The organism is Saccharicrinis sp. 156 (assembly GCF_050589685.1).
Lineage (GTDB): Bacteria > Bacteroidota > Bacteroidia > Bacteroidales > Marinilabiliaceae > Saccharicrinis.
In genome coordinates this window covers 1-23,846 of sequence record NZ_JBNGOS010000064.1, presented here as the reverse complement: position 1 = coordinate 23,846, position 23,846 = coordinate 1, and the positions used below count along the sequence as shown (strand labels likewise).

20 protein-coding genes are annotated in these 23,846 nt (G+C 39.5%); 7 read left to right on the top strand and 13 right to left on the bottom strand.

Annotated features, from left to right (window positions below):
- Window positions 1-75 precede the first annotated feature (75 nt).
- Together ACRD64_RS24090 and ACRD64_RS24085 are read left to right on the top strand one after the other, a co-directional pair.
- The gene (locus ACRD64_RS24090; RefSeq protein ID WP_430936977.1) at window positions 76-1,530 is read left to right on the top strand and encodes a hypothetical protein; all 1,455 of its coding nucleotides are present in this window, start codon (window positions 76-78) and stop codon (window positions 1,528-1,530) included.
- 346 nt (window positions 1,531-1,876) lie between these two features.
- Complete coding sequence (locus tag ACRD64_RS24085) at window positions 1,877-3,502, top strand: lamin tail domain-containing protein (RefSeq protein WP_430936975.1); 1,626 nt, start codon at window positions 1,877-1,879, stop codon at window positions 3,500-3,502.
- A 144-nt stretch (window positions 3,503-3,646) separates the two neighbouring features.
- Here the strand turns inward: ACRD64_RS24085 and ACRD64_RS24080 are convergent, their stop codons facing one another.
- Window positions 3,647-5,563, bottom strand: a complete 1,917-nt coding sequence (locus tag ACRD64_RS24080) for a Na+/H+ antiporter NhaC family protein (protein WP_430936973.1) — start codon at window positions 5,561-5,563, stop codon at window positions 3,647-3,649.
- A gap of 161 nt (window positions 5,564-5,724) precedes the next feature.
- Here ACRD64_RS24080 and ACRD64_RS24075 point away from each other — a divergent pair, with 161 nt between their 5' ends.
- From ACRD64_RS24075 to ACRD64_RS24060, 4 genes are all read left to right on the top strand, one after another.
- Complete coding sequence (locus ACRD64_RS24075; protein WP_430936971.1) at window positions 5,725-6,318, top strand: YqgE/AlgH family protein; 594 nt, start codon at window positions 5,725-5,727, stop codon at window positions 6,316-6,318.
- Between the two features lie 481 nt (window positions 6,319-6,799).
- Window positions 6,800-9,238, top strand: coding sequence for a TonB-dependent receptor domain-containing protein (locus ACRD64_RS24070; RefSeq protein WP_430936969.1), 2,439 nt, complete (start codon window positions 6,800-6,802; stop codon window positions 9,236-9,238).
- Window positions 9,239-9,368: 130 nt separating this feature from the next.
- A complete protein-coding gene (locus ACRD64_RS24065; RefSeq protein ID WP_430936967.1) occupies window positions 9,369-10,358 on the top strand; it encodes a sensor histidine kinase in 990 nt (329 codons plus the stop codon).
- Between the two features lie 35 nt (window positions 10,359-10,393).
- Window positions 10,394-11,107, top strand: a complete 714-nt coding sequence (locus ACRD64_RS24060) for a LytR/AlgR family response regulator transcription factor (RefSeq protein WP_430936965.1) — start codon at window positions 10,394-10,396, stop codon at window positions 11,105-11,107.
- 571 nt (window positions 11,108-11,678) lie between these two features.
- Here ACRD64_RS24060 and ACRD64_RS24055 read toward each other — a convergent pair.
- From ACRD64_RS24055 to ACRD64_RS24035, 5 genes are all read right to left on the bottom strand, one after another.
- Window positions 11,679-12,530, bottom strand: a complete 852-nt coding sequence (locus ACRD64_RS24055) for an aminotransferase class IV (RefSeq protein WP_430936963.1) — start codon at window positions 12,528-12,530, stop codon at window positions 11,679-11,681.
- The gene (locus ACRD64_RS24050; RefSeq protein WP_430936961.1) at window positions 12,527-13,030 is read right to left on the bottom strand and encodes a D-glycero-alpha-D-manno-heptose-1,7-bisphosphate 7-phosphatase; all 504 of its coding nucleotides are present in this window, start codon (window positions 13,028-13,030) and stop codon (window positions 12,527-12,529) included. Before ACRD64_RS24050 ends, ACRD64_RS24055 begins: the two co-directional genes overlap by 4 nt.
- Window positions 13,030-13,644 (bottom strand): rhomboid family intramembrane serine protease, encoded by a 615-nt coding sequence (locus ACRD64_RS24045; protein WP_430936959.1) that lies wholly within the window; start codon window positions 13,642-13,644, stop codon window positions 13,030-13,032. Before ACRD64_RS24045 ends, ACRD64_RS24050 begins: the two co-directional genes overlap by 1 nt.
- A gap of 174 nt (window positions 13,645-13,818) precedes the next feature.
- Window positions 13,819-14,823: a DNA polymerase III subunit delta gene (gene holA / locus ACRD64_RS24040; RefSeq protein ID WP_430936957.1), complete on the bottom strand. Its 1,005-nt coding sequence runs from the start codon at window positions 14,821-14,823 to the stop codon at window positions 13,819-13,821.
- A gap of 29 nt (window positions 14,824-14,852) precedes the next feature.
- Window positions 14,853-15,629 carry an AMP nucleosidase gene (locus ACRD64_RS24035; RefSeq protein WP_430936955.1) on the bottom strand — a complete coding sequence of 259 codons (777 nt, stop codon included), beginning with the start codon at window positions 15,627-15,629 and terminating at the stop codon, window positions 14,853-14,855.
- A 182-nt stretch (window positions 15,630-15,811) separates the two neighbouring features.
- On the opposite strand from ACRD64_RS24035, the gene ACRD64_RS24030 reads away from it, so the two are divergent.
- Complete coding sequence (locus tag ACRD64_RS24030) at window positions 15,812-16,270, top strand: type I restriction enzyme HsdR N-terminal domain-containing protein (RefSeq protein ID WP_430936953.1); 459 nt, start codon at window positions 15,812-15,814, stop codon at window positions 16,268-16,270.
- 261 nt (window positions 16,271-16,531) lie between these two features.
- On the opposite strand, the gene ACRD64_RS24025 is transcribed toward ACRD64_RS24030, so the two are convergent.
- The 7 genes from ACRD64_RS24025 to recR form a co-directional block, all read right to left on the bottom strand.
- Window positions 16,532-17,047, bottom strand: coding sequence for a GNAT family N-acetyltransferase (locus ACRD64_RS24025; protein WP_430936951.1), 516 nt, complete (start codon window positions 17,045-17,047; stop codon window positions 16,532-16,534).
- Window positions 17,048-19,036 carry a tetratricopeptide repeat protein gene (locus tag ACRD64_RS24020; RefSeq protein ID WP_430936949.1) on the bottom strand — a complete coding sequence of 663 codons (1,989 nt, stop codon included), beginning with the start codon at window positions 19,034-19,036 and terminating at the stop codon, window positions 17,048-17,050.
- Window positions 19,037-19,185: 149 nt separating this feature from the next.
- Window positions 19,186-20,772: a tetratricopeptide repeat protein gene (locus ACRD64_RS24015; RefSeq protein WP_430936947.1), complete on the bottom strand. Its 1,587-nt coding sequence runs from the start codon at window positions 20,770-20,772 to the stop codon at window positions 19,186-19,188.
- Window positions 20,773-20,935: 163 nt separating this feature from the next.
- On the bottom strand, window positions 20,936-22,087 hold the full coding sequence (locus tag ACRD64_RS24010; protein WP_430936945.1) for a glycosyltransferase family 2 protein: 1,152 nt from the start codon (window positions 22,085-22,087) through the stop codon (window positions 20,936-20,938).
- Window positions 22,088-22,093: 6 nt separating this feature from the next.
- Window positions 22,094-22,528 carry a BT0820 family HAD-type phosphatase gene (locus tag ACRD64_RS24005; RefSeq protein ID WP_430936943.1) on the bottom strand — a complete coding sequence of 145 codons (435 nt, stop codon included), beginning with the start codon at window positions 22,526-22,528 and terminating at the stop codon, window positions 22,094-22,096.
- Window positions 22,529-22,559: 31 nt separating this feature from the next.
- Window positions 22,560-23,030: a hypothetical protein gene (locus ACRD64_RS24000; RefSeq protein WP_430936941.1), complete on the bottom strand. Its 471-nt coding sequence runs from the start codon at window positions 23,028-23,030 to the stop codon at window positions 22,560-22,562.
- Complete coding sequence (gene recR / locus ACRD64_RS23995; RefSeq protein ID WP_430936939.1) at window positions 23,031-23,651, bottom strand: recombination mediator RecR; 621 nt, start codon at window positions 23,649-23,651, stop codon at window positions 23,031-23,033. It abuts the gene before it with no gap.
- Between the last annotated feature and the right edge of the window lie 195 nt (window positions 23,652-23,846).

Here is a 23,846-nt window from a genome sequence, read left to right as displayed (position 1 = left end):
TTAAGTGGCCTTTTTTTTGATTATGCCTGTCGTTCTGCGTAATTTTGGTTGTCATTTAACTAATTGTATATGTGTTTGGGCTCGAGGATAAAACTATTTGTACTGAATTTAATATTCGCGGTATCCCTTATTCCATGCTCCGTTGAGGGACAAGATGCAAACACTGCGTTTCAAAACAGCTTATATGGCATTATCAGCCTCGACACCACAAAAACAGACTCTTTACTGGTTGCGCTGAAAAATAGTAAAGAACGCGCCTATTTACAACATTATAAAATATTTCTGGACAGGATGGTAATGGGGCAGTTACCCACAGATTACAACAAACGTCTGGAAAATATCACGGGCATCATAGAGAAAGATTCGAGTTTTGACGAAAGAACTTTAGCCTTTTTGTCTGAAATATATCTGCAAAAAGGAATCATGGAATTCAGTGCCGACAATCAACGAACAGCTGTTTTTTCATTCTTTAAGGCATACAGGCTATGGCGAAAAAGCAAAAGAGAACACCCCAGGCTCACCGATAATATAAAACTAACCGGTATTTTTAATTTGTTGATGTGCAATATGCCGCAACCCTACAAAAAAATGGCCGGTTGGATTGGTTTTACAGGGGACCACGCAATCGGTTTTAATGCGCTTAAAACGTATCAATATGTCAACGATCGGCAATTAGGAAGTAAACAAGAAGCACTTTTATATCTTGCGTTTTCCTATTTAAAATTTGATATAGATGAAAAAAGGATTGAAAACTTAATTCTGGACGCATCATTTGAGGATTTGTTGCCCCTGACCCGGTTTATTGTAACTCGGTGTGCCTTTAAAATCAGGAAACCGGTTTTGGATAACACTTGGTTAAAAGATAGTGTAACAGCCGGTTTTTTACCCTTGCTTTATTTAAGAGGAAAATACAAGGTATTAACACTTGACTCAACCGGAATAAAAGATTTGGCGGAGTTTTCGGTAAAGAACACTTCCGGCCAGTTTTTGGCCGATGCGTGCCGATATCGTTCATGGCAATTATTTTTGAAAGGAGATACCAGCGGCTACATGCAGCAACAGAACTTAATAAAGCAGCTTGGAAAATATCCCACATGGGAAGACAAACAGGCCAGGTACGAAAGTATGCTGAATCAAATTCCCAATGACAAGCTGTTGTGTGCGCGTTTATTGTTTGATGCGGGTAAATACCAGGTCGCTGTTGATAGTCTGCTTAAAATGGAGCCCAAAACCTTCCATACGCAAAATCAACAGATTGAATTTCAATATCGCCTGGGTAGATGTTACCATATGTTAAAGCAAAATACCACCGCAATATTTCATTATACCGAAGCGATTAAGTTAGGGGATTCCGACACAAGGTATTTTGCTCCCTATGCCGCGTTGTATACCGCGGAACTGCATATGCAAGAAAACCCGGTTACGGCCAGATTCTACCTTAAAGAGGCCAAACGCTTAAATAACGGTGAGCATCAGGCTTCTGTTGAAAGAAAAATTGAACTCCTAAACGAACTTCTGAATAATCATTAGCTTATCAACGAATGATTACTCCACATACCGACGGGTTGGTGCAATCTGGTTCGTCATTGCTAAAATCACGTTTATTTCCTGTTTAAATAAAGAGCTATAATTGCTTTGTTTGCTTTTTTAGAATCATTATATATTAGCATTCAACATGTTGTTTGGGTTTGGGTTTGGTGTTTTTGTTAAGTTGAAAACTTGACTTTAACATTTACTTCGTCTATCTTTTATTTGTCATAATGTTTCATTGGCTTAATGTTATGATAACAGATTGATCATAGTCCCCTAAAACAATCAGATTATAAAAGATCTAACTTGGTTAGTTCTAATTAACAAACTCTAAAACTTAAATAACATGAAACAAATTTTACTTTTTATTGCCGCTGTAATTATCTCAGCAGGTGCTTTTGGGCAAATTTATATTAATGAAATTGATGCTGATCAAACAGGAACTGATGCAGCTGAATTTGTTGAGTTGTACAATGCAGGTAGTTCTGCAGTGTCACTTGACGGTTATGTGCTTGTTTTATTTAATGGAAGTGATAATGCTTCTTATGAGGCTATAGATTTAGATAATTACAGTATTCCCGCAAATGGTTATTTTGTTATTGGATCAACAGGAATGGGAACAAATATTGAATTATCTCCAGGTTCAAGTGGTTGGTTGCAAAATGGCGCAGATGCAGTAGCACTGTACCAAGGGAATGCTGCTGATTTTGGGAATGACACACCTGTAACCACAGTAAATCTGGTTGATGCGGTTGTTTACGATACTAACGATAGTGACGATGCGGAATTGCTTGTTCTTCTAAATGCAGGAGAAGCTCAATTGGATGAAGCTGGTGGTGGGGCAAAAGATACTCAATCACTTCAAAGAAGCCCTGACGGAAGTGGAGGACAAAGAAATACTTCTTCTTTTATTACTGCTGAACCAACACCAGGTGCAGCAAATGTTCATGTCAGCGGTACTGTTGAACTAACATATCCTAATGGAGGTGAAATCTTTAGTGCGGGTCAGGATGTTACAATCACATGGAATTCATCGGGAATTACCGAGGTTGTATTTGACATATTTACTAGTGAAGGAAGTTGGGAAGAATTAATAGCTGATCCCGTTGATGCAACTGTCGGAAGTCTTGACTTTTCAATTCCGTTGAATGCGTGGAATTGGAATGGTTACATAATAAGAATAGCTGCTTATGGAAGTACAACCATAAATGATGAATCTGACGCTACCTTTACAGTTAACGGCCATGACACTGAAATATTTTGGGAAGATTTCGGAGACGGAAATTTAGGATATTTTGAAGCTATTTCTGTCAGTGGTGCAGAGGTATGGGAATATGGTGAATTTAGCGGAAAAACATTTGCTCGTATAGGTGGCAATAGTAATGATAATGAGGATTGGTTGATAACACCAGCCATTGATTTGGAAGGAACTACTGATGAAACTCTTGAATTTGAAACTGCTGTTGATACTTACCTTGATAATTTGGTTGTTAAATATTCTTCAGATTATAATGGTCTTGGGGATCCCGCCGGAGCAACATGGGTTGAACTGTCGTCCTATGAACTTTCAGAAGGAAGTTGGGCTTTTAAGACATCAATAAGCGACATTGGCAATCTTTCAGGAACTGTATATTTCGCTTTTATTTATACCTCAGATGCAATTTCTTATAATATTTGGGAGGTTACTGATATTTACATTTCAGGTATTGATGATGGCACTACAGACATAACAGAAGCAATTTCTGATGTTTCAGTCTTCCCTAACCCATTCAATGCTCAAATTACGGTAACGGCAGATGCTATTGCTAAGGTAGAAGTTATGAATGTGGTTGGTCAGGTAGTGGTGCAGGTTGAAGCTAATCGTATGCCTGAAGTTGTGGTTCCAGTCGGCTCATTGGTCAAAGGGATTTACATTGTAAAAGTCACCGAAGTAAACGGACACATCTTCACTAAAAAAGTGATCAAGAAATAATCACATCATCCGATTTTAAACCATAAACTTTGATTCGGTTTTTTTGTTAGCCACCTTTTCCGAGGCAGTTATGCTTCGGAAAAGGTTTTTTTATGTGGGCTATACACCTCTATTGAATCGGTCAGAGCAAAAAATATATTGACACTAGCTTACTCTTTTCCCGAATTTGTTAATGGCTACATAAAGCAAGGCAAAGCCTACCAATATCAATATCCAAACAGGAATACCAAAAGCTCCGGGAATAGTTCCAACAAACAATGAAACCGCACCTACTAACAAGGCGTAGGGTAATTGAGTTCTTACATGGGCAACATGGTTACACGAACTGGCCAGTGAACTTAAAATAGTGGTGTCGGAGATTGGGGAGCAGTGATCGCCCAAAACAGACCCCGCCAACACGGTTGACACCACATTGTAAAAAATGGGCAAAGCGCTGTTGATATCCAATCCCGCATCCATCGATATTTTCCAGCACGCAGGCAATATTAAAGGATAGATGATGGCCATGGTTCCCCAGGAAGATCCTGTACTAAAAGCGATTAAGGCAGAAAAGACAAATGCCAATCCGGGAATCCAGTAAGGACTCAGCTGAATGCTTCGCATGGTTTCGGTAATAAACGAAGCAGTGTGCATATCGTCAGTAATTGAGGCTATGCTCCAGGCTAATATGAGTATTAAAACGGCATTAAACATGGTTTTAAACCCATTTACCAGACCTTCGATAGCCTCTTTTAAATTCATAACCCTTTGGGCAGTTGTTAACAGCATGGCTGTAAGCACGCCTCCTAAAGAGGACCATATTAGGGCTTTAAAGGAATCCGCATTGCCAACAATTACCGAAAGTTTGGTGCTAAGAGAGATGTTGTTATTATGCCATACCTCTGCGTCGTAGCCTGTATAAATTAACCCGCTTATAGTACCAAACACAACTATCATGACAGGAATAAATGCATTGTACCATCTTCCTTGTACATGGCTGTCCACTTCTATTTCTTTCATTATTTGTGGTTTGTGCGAAGGATGATCAATATTTAAGTTTGAATCCCTGGAACCAGCCTTGCGTTCGGCTTTTAACATAGGGCCAAAGTCTCTTTTTTTTATGATCAACATTAAAACAAACCCTAAAGTAAATATAGGGTAAAAGGCATAGCTTAGTGAGCTGAGAAATACTTGGTAGGCCGATTTGTCAATACCCAGTTGATTAATTCCCTCGCTGATATAGCTTAATTCGGCACCAATCCAGGTAGTGATAAAGGCAATGGATGCAATGGGTGCAGAGGTAGAGTCAACGATGTAAGCCAGTTTTTCCCTCGATATCTTTAATTTATCGGTGATGGGTCGCATGGTATTTCCCACCACCAACGTATTGGCGTAATCGTCGAAAAAAATCATCAGTCCCATTAGCCAGGTGATGAACTGACCCGACCGGCGGCTCTGTGCATATCGTGCCAGAATAGCAACAATTCCTTTCATACCACCGTTTAATGTTATGAGCGCCACCATGCCCCCAATAAGCATTGAAAAAATAATGATAGAAAGATGGTCGGAATCTAAAAGTGCGGACAGGGCATAGGTGTCAACCACACTGAACAGTCCTTTAAATAGGCTCATAAAAATTGAGAAGCCTTTGTATCTCCAAATGATGGTTGTTCCTACCATTAAACCGACAAACAGAGAGGAAAAAACTTCTTTGGTCAGCAAAGCCATTAAAATAGCAATTAAAGGGGGCAAGATAGAAAACCATAAAGGAATTGGATTTAATACCTCGTTATACGAAATTTCACCATCAATAATTACGGAAAGCGAAGAGGAATCTTTTAATCTGGTATGGATTGAAGCATAATTCCTATCCCAGCAGATAACCTGAAGTTTGCCATCTATAGTAACGTTAACTTGTTTTTTTAGTGAATCGGGAAATTCGTGGAAATTTATTTTTATTTCGGTATCAACAGATGTGACAATAATTTCGGGGGAGATTATTTCCATTGTGTGATTTTGAGCTTGAAGGCCAATGGTAACCGGGGTGAGCATTAAAATAATTATTATTTTTATCCGTAACATCTATGCTATTTTTGTGCAGACTTAAATTTCAAACAAATATAGGGTTAATCTTTATTTCGTCTTAAAAAATATGGATCTCAACAATTAATACATTAAAAAGCAGCAAATAATTTTTTATAAACCCGATTAATTATTAATTTGACCATAGATAAACGATAAATATGAGGCAGTTGGATTTTAATATTTTCAAAACCAGGTTACCAAAGTTAAAGCCGAAAAAAGGGAGAATACTAATTGCAGATCCTTTTTTGAAAGGGCCTTATTTTGGCAGGTCCATCATTTTGCTTACCGAATATGGCGAGCAGGGTGCCGTTGGGTTCGTTCTCAATAAAACGAGTAATCTATACCCGGACGAGGTTATTGAGGACTTGTTTTCATTTAAAGGGGAGTTGTATATCGGAGGGCCTGTTTCCAGTGACACGCTTCATTTTATACATACACTGGGCGATGTGGTGCCCGGTTCTGTGAAAATAACCGATAATATTTATTGGGGTGGGGATTTTGAAAAGATTAAAAGTCTCATCAACAGTGATACGGCAACCTATCGGCAGGTGAAGTTTTTTGCAGGTTATTCCGGATGGTCGCCCAAGCAATTAGAGGGCGAGATTGAGGAAAACTCATGGATTGTTACCGAGATTGACGAAGATATGATCATGAGTGACGATATTGGGGATATCTGGAAAAAAAGCATGGAAAGTCTGGGTGACGTTTATAAAACCTGGTCGAGGTTCCCCGAAGACCCTACATTTAATTAATAACGGTTATACTCCTGTTAATCACGAAAGAAAACCAAAATCATCTTGCCGTACTTATTCTTTATCCGGATTTCATCCGCGAACTCTCAAGCTATATTATCATCCTTTAAATCGTCAAGCATTGTAAGTTTAATTTTGTAATGTTTGAGTTTCAACTCCAAGTTAACCATTTACGCCTTGCTTTAAAGCATAAGGCCTAAGAAGATGATGCTCTTTATGTAATTAATTTGCAAAGGGCACACCCAAAAGCCGGAGAAATTCTTGGTGGTTTTTGTGTGTGATATTGCTTTTTTTACTGGTATATAAAAAAGCGTTGCCTTGACGCAACAGCATATTGATTCGTTCCCCACCATATTTGTGTTGTTCACCGTATATCATCAAAAAAACGACATAATTGTCACAACTTTGAACCAGAATATCATTTCAATAATTATGCTTATGCCGTATAAGCATATTGATACAATTAAAATACTGCCTTCAAATGAAACGAATATTAGTAATTGTTACCATGATTGGCACTTGTTTAAGCAATGCCAACTCAGCAAATATGTTTCCTGTAGAACCTGCCGTTAGCGCCAAGGGAACAGTTACCGGTACCATATATGATGATAATTCCCATAAGCCTATCGAATATGCTACGATAGCCTTATACTCTTCGATGCAAAATGAATTGATCACTGGTACCGTAAGCGATGCAAATGGCCGTTTTCAGATTGGTAAGTTGGACCAGGGGAGCTATTACCTCTCCATAAAATTTATAGGCTATAACGAAGAGGTTATTCGGGATATTGTCATTAAAGAACGTTCTTCCAAGATGGATATAGGCGAGATCCTGCTAAAGGTGGATAGCAAGGCCCTGGACGAAGTGATTGTTACATCGAATAAACCACGTATCGATTACCAGATTGATAAAAAGGTGATCAGCGTGGGTGATCAACTTACATCGGCATCCATGTCGGCGGTGGAGGTATTGGAGAATATGCCTTCCATTCGTGTGGACATAGAAGGCAATGTTTCGTTAAGGGGCAGCACGGGATTTACGGTATTGGTGGATGGTAAACCAACGGTGCTTGATCCCAGTGACGTATTGCGACAAACACCGGCTTCAACCATTCAAAACATCGAGATTATTACCAACCCATCCGTTAAGTATGAACCGGATGGTACCGGTGGCATCGTAAATATCATCACCAGGAAAAACAGGGCGCCTGGCGTACAAGGTTTGGTGAATCTAAAAGCAGGCAGCTTTGGAAGTTATGGGGGGGATTTCTTGCTGAACTATCGAAAAAATAACTTCAACGTTTTTGTGGGTGCAGAGTACGAGGATCGTAAGTCGCCAAGAGAAAGTTTTAGCGAACGCAGGACAACCGTTGACGGTATTACAACCACCAACAGCTCCGCAGGCGAAAGCGAAAGAAGCAGATTTCAAAAGGGGCTGAGAGGCGGCCTTACCTGGGATATTTCAGACAATGATAATGTTTCTTTTGAGGCATCCGGGGGCTATTATTCCAGAGAGAGCGAGTCGCAGCTTGATTATTTTACCAGTCAAAGCAATAGCAATATCCTCACACAGGAATACAGTATCAATGAATCAGGAAGAAGCTCAGATTATGTCAATGCTACCGCAAACTATCAGCATAAATTTAAGGAAGAAAAACATGAATTGCTGTTTCAGGCCAATTACCGCTATCGCGACGGCGACGAATTTTCGGATAACATGTTGCTGGATGCCAACAAAATGATCAACAGTGCTACCCGAACTACTGAGGTTGGCCCTGGAAGCAGATGGGACATAAGGTTGGATTATTCAAAACCCTTGGGCCTGAGCAATATGTTTGAAAGTGGTTTCCAGATAAGAAGAAGTAGTTCAGTTGACGAAACTACTCTGTCTACTTACGACACAGATTTAGGGGCTTATGTTAGTGATCCCTTGTTCAGTAACGATATTGATTATAAACATGATATATATGCCGTATATGGTATCTATCGAGGAGAAACTGGCAGGTTGGGTTATCAGTTAGGGCTGAGAGGTGAATATACTTATAGGGTTACTACTCCCTCAACAGTAAATGAGGAATATACCATTGACCGTTGGGATTATTTCCCCACACTTCACATTTCATACAAACTTCCCAACGACCACCAAGTCATGACCAGTTATTCTCGTCGTATCGATCGGCCGCGAAGTTATTACCTGGAGCCGTTTCTTACCTGGTCGGATATGTATAACGTTCGTCAGGGAAATCCATCTCTGGATGCAGAGTATATTGATGCGATGGAATTGAGCTATGTTAAAAACTGGAATCAATCACAGCTTTCGCTCGAAACCTATTATCGTGTCAAACACAATAACATTGAACGTGTAAGGTCGGTTTACGACGAGGGAGTTCTTCTCTCATCGTACGAGAATGTGGGAAAAACTTATTCGCTGGGTATGGAAGGAATGTTCACCACACCTTTATACAAATGGTGGGAAATAACCCTCACAGGTGATTTGTTTGACTTTAGGATTGATGGTGAGTTAAACGGCGTATCCTATGATAACAGCTCGTTCACCTGGAGTAGCAGGTTAAACAATGCTTTTAAATTTGCAAAAAATTGGCAGTTGCAACTCGATGCCTATTACAACAGCCCAACCATCAGTTCGCAAGGAGAAAGTAGTGGATATTATGGTATGAACAGTGCCGTCCGCGCCGACTTTTTCGACCGTAAACTATCTGCAACCATACAGGCTCGCGATGTATTTTCAACCGTGAAATATGAGAGTACAACAAAAGATGTTGGCTTATATAATTTTCAACGTGATGATAACAAAGCCCCATTAATTTCATTGACGTTAAGTTTACGTATCAATAACTTTAAACCGCAACAACGCCAAAGAGGGGGGAACGGAGATGATGGAATGGGAGAAGAGATTTGATTGGGTGCAGACGTGCCATCATTCGAAGGAATCGTATATTCATACTATATTGCGGTTTAGGTAATCGTGCAAGCAAAATTTTTAATTCATTGTTGTTGCAGAAAAAAGTAAGGTTTAAAAGATATCAGATATGACATACAAAAAAATTTCTTTACACGTTGTTTTTTGGGTATTGTTAATCGTAATGCCTGTGTTTTTATTGGATGTATTTGAACGAATCAGCAACTATGCACCCTTTCATTATTATCTTTCATGCCTGTTACTGGTGCCTTTTTTTTACTGTAGCAACCATCTAATCCTTACCAAAAGAGCACTGCGTTACATTGTTTTTGTATTGTTCTCGTTTTTTGTATTCCTCTATTTCCCCATACTGGTGTGCAAACTTTTGCCAGAAAATAATTTTACCCAAGATCTTTATTCAATAAGACCATCAAGCCGGGCAAAGGTGAGAATGGGTACGATTATTTTATTTTTGTTGGTTTTGGCTGTGAGTATAGCCAAACATATGTACAATCTAAAGGAAGTCGGACGAAAACTGAAAGCTGAAAACGTGAAAGCCGAATTGAGCTTGCTAAAATCGCAAATAAACCCGCATTTTTTATTTAACAGCCTAAATACTATCTACTACTTAACCCTGCAAAAAGCAGATAACGCACCACAGGCTGTGATAACCTTATCCGATATGATGCGCTACGTACTTACGGAAGCCAAAGAAGAGCTTGTGCCCATTGACCATGAACGGCAATATGTCGATAAATTTATAGCGCTGCAAAAGATGAGAATTCCCAAAAAAACAAAGGTTAACTACAGCTTTGTGGTGGAAGATGTGAACGTTCAGGTTGCGCCATTGTTATTAATGCCCTTTATCGAAAACGCCTTTAAGTACGGAATAAGCGCCAATAGCGATACTGTTATCCAAATTCAAATAGGATATAAGCAGGGGAAATTAAATTTTTTTTCCGAGAATAAGATGATAAATACGGATGATGAGGATTCCGGCACAGGCGTAGGTATTTGTAATGTCAAGAAAAGACTCGGATTGCTTTATCCGGATAAACATGAGTTAAAGATTCAAGAGGAAGGTAGTACCTTTACGGTTCAGTTGTCCATATTATTATAAAATCCTTTACATTGCCGGGAGTAAGAAAATTAAAGATGGAACAAACCCAAACCATAACATGTATAGCTGTTGATGACGAACCTTTCGCGCTAAAAATAATTGAAGATTTCTGCAGGCAAATACCTTGGCTGAATCTGCTAAAAACATTTAATAATCCTGTCGAAGCCTTTTCTTATTTGCAAACGCATCAACCCGATGTTGCTTTTTTGGACATCAAGATGCCCGATATTTCGGGTATACAGCTCGCGGAGCAGCTGCAAGAACTGCCGTTCGTAATTTTTACCACCGCTTTCAGTCAATATGCGGTGAAGAGTTATAACTTAGATGCCATTGATTACCTTTTAAAACCTTTCGATTTTAATCGTTTTTTCAAAGCTGTCCTAAAAGCCCAAAAGCATATGAGTCTTAATGTCAGTGCTTCAGCAAAGAATACCATTTCAGATGATACCTATTTGCAGGTTAAGATAGAATACAAAAACGTGAAAATAAAGATAGCTGATATCCTTTACCTTGAATCGATGGATAATTATGTAAAGATATTTACATCGGGCAAATATTACATGCCGCATCAAAACTTAAAATCAATACATAAGCAATTGCCCCAAAATCTTTTCCTTAGGGTTCATAAGTCTTATATAGTTTCGAAACAACACATTAGCAGGTATACGCATAAAGAAATTCATATAAATGATGTTCAGATTCCCATTGGAAGAACCTATTTGGCCCGTTTTGTTGATGCAATGAAGTAGATAGTCGATGCTGCCGGCCCTGCCGGCATGGTATGGTAAAGCCATTAGTATCCGGAACGGAGAATTCTTTTTTGTGGAGCTGCGAATTAATATGCAGTATTAACCCGTGCTTTAAACCCGCAATATGCATTAGAAAATCTATTACACATTGAAATTGTTTCAAAACAAGACACTCCGCTGCTTCACTTCAACTCACCATAACGATGAAAACCTAGTAAGATTGCACTTTCAAAGTTCACGACGAAGTTCTAATGCATAATCCGGGTTAAAGCTGCGAACAGGCTGCTCTGAACCGTTAGCAAGTGGTACTTTGGACGAATACGAAAACGTAGCTGTCAGGTGTAACGTTGCGAGTAAGGGAAGTCAAAATGCATACTGCTGAAGTTTTAGAGGTGGCGCACGGCAAATTCCGGTAAGAGGCCTACGGTTGGTCATTTGACCGTCAGCCGTCTACTCGATTTCCATGTCGTATCTTTTTACTAATGATAATTCTATTTTTAATATTGGTTTAGGTTCAACCAAGTTAGGTGAAATCCATTGACATTTTTGGGATTGTGATACTTATGGATTACTATAACTCGAAAACAGCTTGGTTTAATAGAACGTGTACTTTTTTTGTGAGCTGGCAGAAATATCTTTTTTCTTTGAAGCCCACAATCCACTGAACGCCTTGGATGGCATTGGTGATAAATATTTCGTCGGCATTTAAAAGTTCTTGCTCTGTGGCTCCCCGGGTTTCAATTAAAGGGGCCAATCCGCTTTTCTTTACGGATTGAATAAGCACGTTGCGCATCACCCCATCCACGCATCCTGAAAAAACCGAAGGGGTATAAATGGTTCCATTTTTGATCCAAAACAGGTTTGAACTGTTGGCTTCGATGATTTTTTCTTTTTCGTTGATTAGCAGACAATCGCCCAATTCCTTTTCCTGCTTGTAACATGCGGCCAAAACGTAGTGTAAGGAATTTCCGTTCTTAAAAAAGGAAACCGGGTTGTATTGCTTCTTAAAATCCGGATAAACATCCACTAATAATCCTTTGGTATTTAATTGATATTGGACCGAAGGAAGTTTGGAGGATTCGATGATGAAGTTAACTTTGTTAGTTTGTGGCGTGTACAAACCTTCGCCATCGCGATATGCCTGTAACCGCACCCTAGAAGCGGCAAAGCTTTTGTTCTTTTGAAGCAGCTTAACCATATGGTTTTCCAGTTCGTTCTTTCTGGGCAAACTTGAAATATCCATCTTAAGGCTAAGCATTGCTTTGGTCAACCTTTTGTAATGCAGCTCAAAATGCAGGGGGTAATGGCCATTGCATCGTATAGTTTCGAAAATGGCATCGCCGTATCTAAATGCGCGGTTGTTGAAGGTAACAGGAACCTGACCTTCCGAGTATATTTTTCCGTTAAATAGTACAAACATCATTCATTACCTAGAGCAACAATTTCATTGGCTTCCCTATAAATGGAAGTGTTTTTTTTAACTTTAAAGCAAGCTTTTAATCCGGCTGCGTGGCCTGCCTCAATATCCCTTGGTGAGTCGCCGATTAAAAAAGATTGACTTGGGTCGATATTTAAATCCCGGATGGCTTGTCTTATCATCCCGGGCTTTGGTTTTCTGCATTCGCAAGGAGCAATGGAGTCATGATGGGGGCAATAATAAATAGCATCGAATTCGGCGCCTTGCCCTCTTAAGTGAAACTGCATAAACTCGTGCAGCTTTTCAACCTCGTACAGGCCATATTCCCCTTTGGCCACACCTCCCTGGTTGGATACCAAAACTAATTTGAACCCGGCCTCTTTAAGCAGCAGTAGCGAGGCCTCAATGTCGGGATTAAAAACAAAGTCCTCGGCTCGATAAATATAGTAGTGCCCTTCGTCGCTATTTACCACACCATCCCTATCAATAAAAACAGCTTTGTTCATTACAAAAACGGAATTAGTTCGTGAATAAAATCAATAAAAAGAGCAGGTTTGTAAATGATTGGGAAAACAAAACCAAAAACAGCTCCCCAAAAATGAGCATCATGTCCTACATTATCTACATTTCTTTGTGCCATCACCCTGGAATATACCAAATAAGCTACCCCAAAAATGATTCCCGGTATTGGGATGGCCAAAAATAAATATAGTTTGGCGTAAGGGGCAAAAAAGATACTGGTAAAAACAACGGCCGATACTGCACCGGAAGCTCCAACGGCGCTGTAGTATGGATTGTCTTTCTCTTTGAATAAAGAATACAGGCTTGAAAAAACCAAGCCCGCAAAAAACAATATCAGAAACATAACAATACCCCTGCCCGGAAATACCTGGTTAAAATAATAGATAACCGCGTTTCCAAAGGAATAAAGAACAAACATGTTAATCAACAGGTGGGTCCAGGACCCATGTATAAAACCATGCGAAAGCAAGCGGATATATTCTTTCCGGTGTATGATTTGATAGGCGTTGAATTTGTATTTGTCGAAAATATGGGGCTGGCTAAACGCTGTAGCGCTTACAATTACAATGGCCCCTATTAATATAATTAGTACGTTCATATTTTTTACCAGATAAAGAGATGTTTTGATAAGAAACTATTAGATAAAGTTTTTATGCGTGTGAAGATGCTGATGGCACAGTAAAATGTTTATGGTTTCTTTCAGCCCAATAAGAAATTGATAGGTGCGGCATGTCGTTTCACTCCAAAACTCAAAATCTATTGTCTTAAATGTTTAATGCATTATTTTAAAAATCATTTCTTTGTATAGGTCTCCCATATCGGCCGACACATTTCCAAAGCCTTTGCTTTTCATGTCAAACTCCCGCAAAGTAGAAATGATGGAAACGACTTTTCGGCCCGAGTAATTTCTCGCACCCAAGGTATAATCCTGCACAAAATAGGGATTAATAGACAGTTCCTTGGCTACATTCGCTTTGCTCTTGTCAGGCAAATAATAATAAACCATCAGCTTAGAAAAATAATTGAACAAAACCGATATGGTTGCCTGAATAGGGTGGTCTTTAGGGTTTTTGGCAAATATTTTAATAATTTTATTGGCCTTTAGAATATCTTTGCCAACCAGTGCTTTCTGCAGTTCGAAGCTGTTATAATCTTTGCTTAGGCCTATATTTTTTTCGATATGTTCCGGGGTTATTTGTGTAACGCCGGGTCCAATGGCTACTTTTAGTTTATCGAGCTCTTTCACAATTTTAGAAAGATCGGTGCCAAGCGAGTCGGCCAACAGCGCGCTTGCTTTCATGGCAATGGATAGGCCTTCTTCTTTTAAGTATCCGGTTATCCAAGCCGAAACCTGGTTGTCGTACAATTTTTTAAATTCAAATATGGCGTTGCTCTTTTTAAGTATCGTAGCCAGTTTTTTTCTTTTGTCAAGCGTTTTATATTTATAGTTTACCACCAAAATGGTTGAACTCAATGGGGCGGTAACATAGTGCTGTAATTCTTCAATCTTATCCAGATATTGAGCCTCCTTTACCACTACCACCTGGTGCTGCGACATCATTGGATATCGCCGGGCGGCCATTACAACACTTGCTGCATCCGTGTCCTTACCATAGAATATGGTTTGGTTAAAACCTTTTTCCTCCTCGGTTAACACATTGTCAACAATGTAATTGGTGATAACATCCATATAATAGGCTTCTTCGCCCATCATAAAGTAAATAGGCTTGAACCGGCGATTTTTCAGATCCGCCATTATTTGCTGAAATTCGTTCATGGGTGCATTGCTTTCCGGCAAAAATACTATTAATTATCGAACAATAAATGCTTCACCGATTTTCCTCCTGAACTGATTTCCTTTAACGAATCAATTCCAATCTGTAAATGCTGTTCCACATATTCCGCCGTTACTTTTTTGTCACTGACATCTGTTTTTATTCCGGATGAGATCATAGGCTGGTCAGAAACAAGTAATAACGCTCCTACGGGTATTTTGTTGGCAAATCCAACCGTGAATATGGTGGCAGTCTCCATATCTATAGCCATAGCTCTTGTTTTTTCCAGGTACCGTTTAAATCGTTCGTCATATTCCCAAACCCTTTTGTTCGTGGTAAACACGGTTCCTGTCCAATAATCCCTTGCATTTTCGCTAATAATGGTTGAAACCGCCTTCTGTAAGCTAAACGCGGGTAGCGCAGGTATTTCCGCCGGTAAATAATCGTCGGAAGTACCTTCGTTTCTGATAGCTGCAATAGGAATGATTAAATCACCCAGTAGGTTTTTCTTTTTTAATCCGCCACATTTTCCTAAAAACAAAACAGCTTTGGGCATGATAGCGCTTAGCAGATCCATTACAGTAGCTGCATTGGGGCTGCCCATCCCAAAGTTAATAATTGTTACTCCCTCGGCACTGGCGTTGGGCATGTTGCTGTCCTCGCCGATTATGGGTGCTTGATACCATTCTGCAAACAAGTCAATATAATGCTGAAAATTGGTGAGTAAAATATAGGGCGTAAAATCTTCAAGCTTACGTCCGGTGTAGCGTGGAAGCCAATTGTCCACAATGTCTTTTTTTGTCTTCATTTAGATTATTTATGTAAAGAAACTAATAAGGGAATCAATTATTTGTATAAAGCTAGAATAAAAATACGGAATAATAAAAGTACACCAAATGGTCGGTTTAGCCTATACTTGAATTACAGTAGATGGCTTTCAGTTGTCAGATTTCAATATATTGCTGTTATATTTGCCATAAATACTCTTGAATGCAAGCACTCAATTTACCTACATATACTTTTTCGGTTTCGGAAGAAAACGGTAAAAAGAAGATATTTGATCCAATTCGCAAAAAGAAAGTCGTGCTTACCCCGGAAGAATGGGTCAGGCAAAATTTCATGATGTTTCTGACCGAGGACAAGGGGTTTCCGGCATCCCTTTTGGCGGTTGAAAGTTTAGTCAATATTAATGGTCTGTCGCAACGCGCGGATATAGTGGTTTACAATAGGCAACGAAAGCCAATGCTTATTGTGGAATGTAAGGCTCCATCGGTTAAGATAACCCGGGATGTGTTTGCACAGGTCATGCGTTACAATATAATGCTAAAGACAAGATTCGTTTGTGTAACCAATGGTTTACATCATTATTGTGCCTTGCTGGACAAAAATGGAACCGGATATAATTTTTTGGAGGAGATACCGGGTTATTCGGTAATCAGTCAAAAGTAATCAATCTAACGTCCCGAAAATATCAATAGATAAGATTTTGAAATATTTTTGAGGATCCTCTAAAAACATCTCAAGTTGAAATATGGTGTTTTTTGGGATAGACAGGCAACAGTCAATAGTGAGCAGTCTGGAAGCAAGTATTAGGACTCGCAAAGTTGGGGCGGCGAAAATTGAGCACAACACTAAAAAGCTAAAGAACGTATTTTCAACAAAATGTATTGTAAGGACAGTCTTGTAAAGCTGATATCTGCGAATGTATTACTACTCATTAATCAGCTGATAAAATCCTTCGTCGATATATTCGCGCCCAACTTTTCTCCATTTCTTTCTAACTCCGGTAAGTACAAATCCTTTTCCTTGAAACAGGCGGATGCTTTTTTCGTTATTGGTCGTAATAGAGCAGTACAGTTGTTGAATGCCCAGTGTGTTAAAGCAGTAATCAATAAATAATTCGAGGGCGGCCGAGGCATAGCCCTGGCCCTCGTATTTTTTGTGAACCATAATTCCCACACCGGCACGGTTATGATATGGATCGAAATCGAATAGATCTATAATGCCGATTGGCCTTGAATTTTCTTCTTCAGTTTCAACAATCAGTTTAAGTTCCTTGGACTGATAAATATCCAGGTTAATGCCTTGGATATATTGATTAAGCTGTTGTTTTGAGAATGGCTTTAGGGTTTCCGAATACACCCACAAAGCCATGTCGTTTTCCCACTTGTATAAGATGTCAACATCTTCGGGTTCCAACGCCCGCAACGCAACAGCCTTTCCCATTTATTCCTCCGCTTTCATTTGGTTGAGTTGCCATAAATAACGTACAAATGGATCATCGAAGCCGGTGGCTTTGATTACCTCTTCTTTGACTTTTTTGGCATCCTTAAAGTAATCGAAGTTACCATATACATATCTGTAATTGCCATCTTTACACTTATATACGCTTATTTTGTTGGCATCCAGAAGCCTGAACGTATCGTAGTTTTTCAGTGGTTTTTTCAAAGTGATAAATTGAACCGTGTATTTTCCGGTTAAATCAGACCCTTTGGAGCTGGTAACTTCGGAACCTGTGCCCGTAACCTTGGTATTTGCAGTTTCGGTGGCGTTTTGGCCGGAAGCAGCTATCAAGGTTTCCTTAGGCCTTAATTCTTCCTCGGGAATTAATCCGGTTACCATCATATCGCCTATTTTTACCGATTGCTGTTTGTTCAGGTAGGTCATATCACGGGTTACGGTAAGTTCTGATTCCGTATCTTCAATACTCTCTCCTTGAATGGCAATGTCATACGTTTTTTCGGCTTCCAATATCATCAAATATTTACCGGAGGAAGGATTGGGCCTATATTCGCCAACCAGCAGATCGTTACCTTTTTCTTTTACGGAGATAACAATGTTGTCCCAGGGATAATCTCTGCCTGCGTTTAGCTGACCTTTAACAACAGCCAGGCGATCCATTTCAGGTTCTTCATATTCAATCATATATAAATCGGAGCCTCCGTAGTTTTCTGCGAAACGAGAGGATGCCAGATAAGCTCGGTTTTCGGCAGCCGTTGGAACAAAGAAGAAATCGTCATCCGGAGTGTTGATTGGATATCCCATATTAACAGGTTCGTTCCAGCTACTGTCCGCGTTCATGCGGCTATAAAAAATATCGAACTTGCCCATGGTGTTACGACCCTCAGAACTGAAGAATAGTGTTTTGCCGTCAGGGTGGATCATGGGTGTTTCCTCGTCGTATTCCGTATTGATATCTTGGCCTAAATTCATCGGTTTGCCCCAATTTCCGTTGGGTAATTTTCTGACCATATAAATGTCCAATCCCCCAAGGCCTCCTTTTCTATCACTGGTAAAAAAAAGCATCGACTTATCCGAATTGATAGAAGCATGCGTTTCGTTGTAACGGCTGTTAATACCTTCGGGCAATAAGTACGGTTCGCTCCATGTTTCCCCGTCATATTCGCTTACGTAAAGGTTTTGTCCTTTAAAATCGCTGCGTAGAATATATAACTCGTTGCCATCAGCAGAAAGGCATACGCCAGATTCGTGCGCATCCCGCTCCAATACCTCCTTCACGGCTTCGGCTTTATCCCAGTTGTTTTCTTCCCTGACCGAAGCATAAATTTTTTCGGAGAACTGTCCGTCTTCCAAAATTTGGGAATAAGAGGACCTGCGCCTGGAGGTGAATAATAAGATTGACTCATCGGCACTAACCAGTGGGCTATGATCATCGTATTGGGAGTTAACGTTGTTCCCTAAGTTATGAACCTCCAGCTTCACCGGGTTTTTCATAAGGCGGATGCCGTTATGACAAATCTCTTTTTCCCGGTCAATCTCTTCCTTTAATAAAATAAGATCTTCATCTATAAAGCCGGACATTTTGTTATAAATAGAAATAGCGTCATCGTATTTATATAACATCTGTTTTGTTTTGGCCAACGATAAGTGTAAGTCTATTCCTATGTCTGTGTTGTAATCTTTTTCGTCAAGCAATTCAATGGTCCTTTCAAAGTAAACGGAAGCAGAGTCCAGTCCATCGTTCATGTTCAAATAACAATGGCCCAGATTGTATAAAACATTTACATTCTCGGGTTCTTTTTCAACCACCTTGCTAAACAAAGGGATGGCTTGCTCGTAATCACCTTTTTGAGAATATTCAACGGCACGGTTGAACAACTTTGAGGCACTTGAATTTTTGGTTTGCGCCGAAAGGGGCATTACTGAAACCAGTAATAAAACACAAACTGCTAAGAGGTTAGTTTTAAGAAACATTGTTATGAGTTTTCAAATTTTCAAACGAAGGTACAAAATAGCTTAATAACGGTCAAAGTGCTTTGGAACAATACGAATAAAATATTTGCTTTTACGAATCATTCCGGGTCATTTATTGCCAGAAATTGGCTTGTAAGGTACATAAAATTTTATTTATCTACTTTCAAAACCAGGGGATCAAGATAAAAAGTGTTTTTTTTCCGGGCAAAGGATTTCCCCGCGGGTACTTTAAAATCTTTGATCACTGTTTTGTGATTGTCCATTTCTACTTCCATGGAATAATTTTTACCGGCAGGGATAATAAAGATGTATTTTCCACTATTCATACTGGGGCGGTAAACACCTTCTTTTTTGCCTGTCTTCTTTTCGGTGACAGTAATTTTTGCATCACTTGCAGCATCTCCATCCGGGGTAAAAACAAAACCACCAACAACGGTTAATGCATTGGGGTGATTGAAGGGGAATTCTATCAAATAAATATCGGAGCCACCAAAGCCGTCATCTCTTTTAGATGCGTAATACACTCTCTGTTCATCAAGTGTAGGTGCATAAAACAAATCGTCGAAGGGGGTGTTGATTGGATATCCAATGTTCCGAACAGAACCCCATTGGTCTTTTTCCCCAAGGTTGGCCTTGAAAATGTCAAAGCCGCCCATCGACCGATGGCCTTCGGAGCTGAAGTACAAAGATTTACCATTGGGGTGGATGTATGGGCTGGCTTCATCGAACTCGGTATTTACTTCGGGACCCAAATTGCGGACTTTCCCCCATTCCCCATTAGGAAGTTGGGTAACAGCGTAAATGTCCTTTCCCCCGAAACCTCCAATTCTGTCGCTGGTAAAAAACAAGGTTTTCCCATCCATTGAAAACGAAGCATGCGTTTCGTTGGCCATGGTATTAATAGGGGAGGGCAACTTTTCCAGTTCGCCCCATTTATCGTTCTTCATCTTACTAATGTAAATATTGCCGATAATCCCGTCGTTTTGGTATATCAACAATTTTGTTCCGTCAGGAGATATACCTATGGTAGCATTGTTGCCTCCAGTGTTTATGTCGATAGCCCTGGTTGTTATCCATTTTTTATCGCGATAAAGCGAATAAAACACATTTTCCACGAAAAGACCACCCCCAGTTTTTTTGGGTATTTCAGTTTCCCGGTTCGAAGTAAATAGCAACATGTCTTCATGTAAATTAACAACAGGGCTGTGTTCGTCGTATTCTGTATTGATTACGGGGCCTAAGTTTGTGATTTTAAATTCAACCGGATGGCTTTTGAGTTCAATCGCATTTTTACTATATTGGATTTCGCGTTCAATTCTTGCTACGGCTTCAAACCTTTTTGGGGGTATTTGCTCTTTTAGTTTTTTAAAAGTTTCTAAAGCATCCTCGAACCTGTAGTTAAGATGATAGGCTTGCCCCAGATAAAACCTTGCTTCAATGGCCTGTATGTTATTTCTGTCCTCAACAGGATATTTGGGTATGACTTTTTCAAGAAGTTCGATGCATTTGTCAACTCTTCCTTCAGAAAGCAGATAGCATTCACCAGCTTTAAATTGTATAAAGGCATCGTCGGGATATTGCTGAATAAGATCGTCGTAAATTAGAGCCGCCTTGTTATAATTGTCGAATCTTAACAGGTCGTCGGCTTTTATAATTTCCTTTTTATATTCTTTTAATTGAGCACTGATGGAAGCAAAGGAAAATAGAATTAGAAGTGAAAAGTATAAATTCCTCATAAAGGCATTTCAATTTTTATGCATGTTTCTAGACGAACGGCTCAGAAACACACAGGTTAAAAAATAAAGTTGATCGATTCTGTCTCCTCAGTATGATCCATTGGACTATACACCCAAAACAGCATAAAAATAGAGATTTGTTTTTATAATACAATGCTTTTTGTCAAAGGGTGAGCGTACGCCCTTTGATAAATCGATTGTCACTTCCAATCATCACCTGTTGTTTGGTGTCGAGAAAACGATAATGGAACCGTTCTTTGTAAAAATCCATTGTTTCTATCATTTCCTTATAGGTCATAGATCCTTGCACAAATACCAGGGTGCCTTCCTGTTGGTTCGTTAAGTCTTCAATAAAAATAACCTCGAAGTTTTTATGGAGTTTATGTATCAAATCTTGCGAGGGCATATGATCTTTTAAAAGCAGTATCTTATGGGTTGGAGAGCTTGCTGCTGGTACTGCCTTGGATAAGCCTTGTTTCATTGAGGAAACTAGTTTGGCAAGGTATACGCCTGCATAAATAAATATTTTTAAAATAGTTCCATACGATTTGCTGAAATGTTTGTTAGCAAATTGTATCATCGCTTTATAAAACCTGCTTACGTAAATTCTGTCCTTGATGGTGCTTTCCCCTTTGAAATGTATAATAGAAGCATCTGAAAAATAGTAGTTTGTATAACCTCCTTTAATGGCGCGGTACGATAAGTCTATATCTTCACCGTACATAAAAAAATCCTCGTCGAAGCCTCCAATGCTGTTTAAAACATCCTTGTTGAAAAGCATAAAGGCACCTGCAAGGATTTCTATCGGATAATTTTCTTTCTCGTTCAGGTAACCTTTGTGGTATTCGGCGAAATATTTCGATTGGGGAAACAAAGTTGATAACCCGGCCATTTTGGTAAATGAAGTCCATGGCGAAGGAATGCCGCGTTTCGACTCTGGCAAAAAACAGCCCGAGCCGTCCAGCATGCGAATTCCCAAGCCTCCGGCTTCCGGTTTGCTCTCCATAAAAGAGATGGCGCTGGCAAAGGTGTCTTCGCCAACGATTGTGTCGGGGTTAAGTATTAAAATATATTTACCCGTTGCCTGCAAGATGGCCTGATTGTTGGCGGCGGCAAAACCGGGGTTGTTTTTGTTGGCAATGAGCTTGCAGTCGGGAAATTCGCGCTTTACCATATCCGGTGCGCCATCCATTGAATTGTTGTCAACCACAAAAACTTCGGCTTCAATATTGCGGCAAGCGGCAAAAACGGCGTTCAAGGTCAATCTTAAAAAATCGACTGCATTGTAACTGACTATGATAACCGATAGTTTCAAGGGAATTTATTCTCTACAAAAAATGGATTTAAAAAAAGCGCATAAACTATTCCTGGACGAACGCTCCAATTTGCGTCTCATTTTTTCTGTTTCTTCTTCTGAACCCAGGCCTAATTCCTGCCAAATTTCACCCCACCCATAGAAACCACCCATATTTCGGTCGTCAATAAATAAATCTGCATTTATTTTTCTGCTAAACTCTTTTTCGTTAAAAACTTCTTCGGGATAGCTTTTGTTTACAGCAAAGAATTCTATGCCTCTTTTTTTGCAATACTCAACTGCATCGTCAAGTTCTTTACCCGAACGATACGTCCATAAAATTAATAAATGACCTGCCTTTTGCATTGCTTTAAGGGTTTCAAACGCAAACAGTTTCTCCTTGCCAATGGCAGGATATTTATGTTCTACGATAGTTCCGTCAAAATCAACAGCTATTGTCATATCTAATTTTGTAATGTGGTTTATGTTGAGATTATTTTAATGTTTCCTTGTCTTCTTCACTCAATTCAAGGTCGCTACTGATGCGCTGACGCGTAGGGGCATGAATGATAAAAAGAATGAACACCACGCCAAACATATATAAAAAGGATTTGTCGGCTGTTACCAAATATCCAATTATCGACAACAGGCCAATGCCTTCGAGCATGACGATACGCACAATAAACGCTACTCTAAACATAGATATTTTTTGAGAAAGACTTAAAGATGTGTCAATATGCTTAATCTTTTTGTGATAGAATATGTGGCTTACCGGTATTCCCACTAATAAAGCCATGATTACAACCGACTTTATCATGTCTAAAGCGTCCAGCTCAAAGACTTTGATGGCACCTGCCTTGGATACTAAGTAAACGGTTAAAACTGCTGCAATGGACATGGTGCCAAGAATGAGCATGTATATAATATTTAATTCTTTGAATTTTTTTTTAATGTTCGTATCCATTTATAATGTCTTTTCAAAGGGTAAACGGTTTACCAGGGAACGCCCTAGGGTGACCTCATCAGTATATTCCAATTCATCCCCAATTGAAACCCCGCGAGCCAACGTTGTAATTTTAATGTTGGTATTGTTGAATTTTCGGTAAAGATAAAAATTGGTTGTGTCACCTTCCATGGTTGTAGGCAAAGCAAATATCAGTTCTTTAATTTCACCGGCTTTCACCTTTTCCAGCAGAGGATTAACGGTAATGTCGTCGGGGCCAATACCATCCATGGGTGATATTACTCCACCCAAAACGTGGTAAATACCAAAATATTGCTGTGTGTTTTCAATGGCCATCACATCTTTAACGTTTTCGACAACGCAAACTGTGGAGTGGTCTCGTTTGGGACTTGCGCAAATTTGGCAAATTTCTGCGTCGGAGATGTTATAGCACGATTTGCAATAGACAATCTCTTCCCTTAACCTCCGCAAGGAATCGGCAAAACGCAATACATCGTTTTTGTCCTGTTTCAACAAAAACAAGACCAACCTGAGTGCTGTTTTTCTGCCAATCCCCGGGAGCTGAGCAAACTCCTTGACAGCATTCTCTAATATTTGCGATGGATAACTTTCCGAATTCATTATTGCCAACCATTAAAATCGCTCAAAGTTAAAAAAAATATCTAGCTAGAATAAATAACATTCAAGTCCTTAAATCCGCAAGCACAATATTGGTTACTTTCTGTAATATTTGATGTTCAACCCGCAATATGCATTAGAAAATCTATTACACATTGAAATTGTTTCAAAACAAGACACTCCGCTGCTTCACTTCAA

What these genes read in the sequence shown, in the direction of transcription:
- ACRD64_RS24085 (WP_430936975.1), top strand. Translation starts at nt 1,877, where the DNA reads ATGAAACAAATTTTACTTTTTATTGCCGCTGTAATTATCTCAGCAGGT.
- ACRD64_RS24080 (WP_430936973.1), bottom strand. Translation starts at nt 5,563, where the DNA reads ATGTTACGGATAAAAATAATAATTATTTTAATGCTCACCCCGGTTACC.
- ACRD64_RS24075 (WP_430936971.1), top strand. Translation starts at nt 5,725, where the DNA reads ATGAGGCAGTTGGATTTTAATATTTTCAAAACCAGGTTACCAAAGTTA.
- ACRD64_RS24070 (WP_430936969.1), top strand. Translation starts at nt 6,800, where the DNA reads ATGAAACGAATATTAGTAATTGTTACCATGATTGGCACTTGTTTAAGC.
- ACRD64_RS24065 (WP_430936967.1), top strand. Translation starts at nt 9,369, where the DNA reads ATGACATACAAAAAAATTTCTTTACACGTTGTTTTTTGGGTATTGTTA.
- ACRD64_RS24060 (WP_430936965.1), top strand. Translation starts at nt 10,394, where the DNA reads ATGGAACAAACCCAAACCATAACATGTATAGCTGTTGATGACGAACCT.
- ACRD64_RS24055 (WP_430936963.1), bottom strand. Translation starts at nt 12,530, where the DNA reads ATGATGTTTGTACTATTTAACGGAAAAATATACTCGGAAGGTCAGGTT.
- ACRD64_RS24050 (WP_430936961.1), bottom strand. Translation starts at nt 13,030, where the DNA reads ATGAACAAAGCTGTTTTTATTGATAGGGATGGTGTGGTAAATAGCGAC.
- ACRD64_RS24045 (WP_430936959.1), bottom strand. Translation starts at nt 13,644, where the DNA reads ATGAACGTACTAATTATATTAATAGGGGCCATTGTAATTGTAAGCGCT.
- holA (WP_430936957.1), bottom strand. Translation starts at nt 14,823, where the DNA reads ATGAACGAATTTCAGCAAATAATGGCGGATCTGAAAAATCGCCGGTTC.
- ACRD64_RS24035 (WP_430936955.1), bottom strand. Translation starts at nt 15,629, where the DNA reads ATGAAGACAAAAAAAGACATTGTGGACAATTGGCTTCCACGCTACACC.
- ACRD64_RS24030 (WP_430936953.1), top strand. Translation starts at nt 15,812, where the DNA reads ATGCAAGCACTCAATTTACCTACATATACTTTTTCGGTTTCGGAAGAA.
- ACRD64_RS24025 (WP_430936951.1), bottom strand. Translation starts at nt 17,047, where the DNA reads ATGGGAAAGGCTGTTGCGTTGCGGGCGTTGGAACCCGAAGATGTTGAC.
- ACRD64_RS24020 (WP_430936949.1), bottom strand. Translation starts at nt 19,036, where the DNA reads ATGTTTCTTAAAACTAACCTCTTAGCAGTTTGTGTTTTATTACTGGTT.
- ACRD64_RS24015 (WP_430936947.1), bottom strand. Translation starts at nt 20,772, where the DNA reads ATGAGGAATTTATACTTTTCACTTCTAATTCTATTTTCCTTTGCTTCC.
- ACRD64_RS24005 (WP_430936943.1), bottom strand. Translation starts at nt 22,528, where the DNA reads ATGACAATAGCTGTTGATTTTGACGGAACTATCGTAGAACATAAATAT.
- ACRD64_RS24000 (WP_430936941.1), bottom strand. Translation starts at nt 23,030, where the DNA reads ATGGATACGAACATTAAAAAAAAATTCAAAGAATTAAATATTATATAC.
- recR (WP_430936939.1), bottom strand. Translation starts at nt 23,651, where the DNA reads ATGAATTCGGAAAGTTATCCATCGCAAATATTAGAGAATGCTGTCAAG.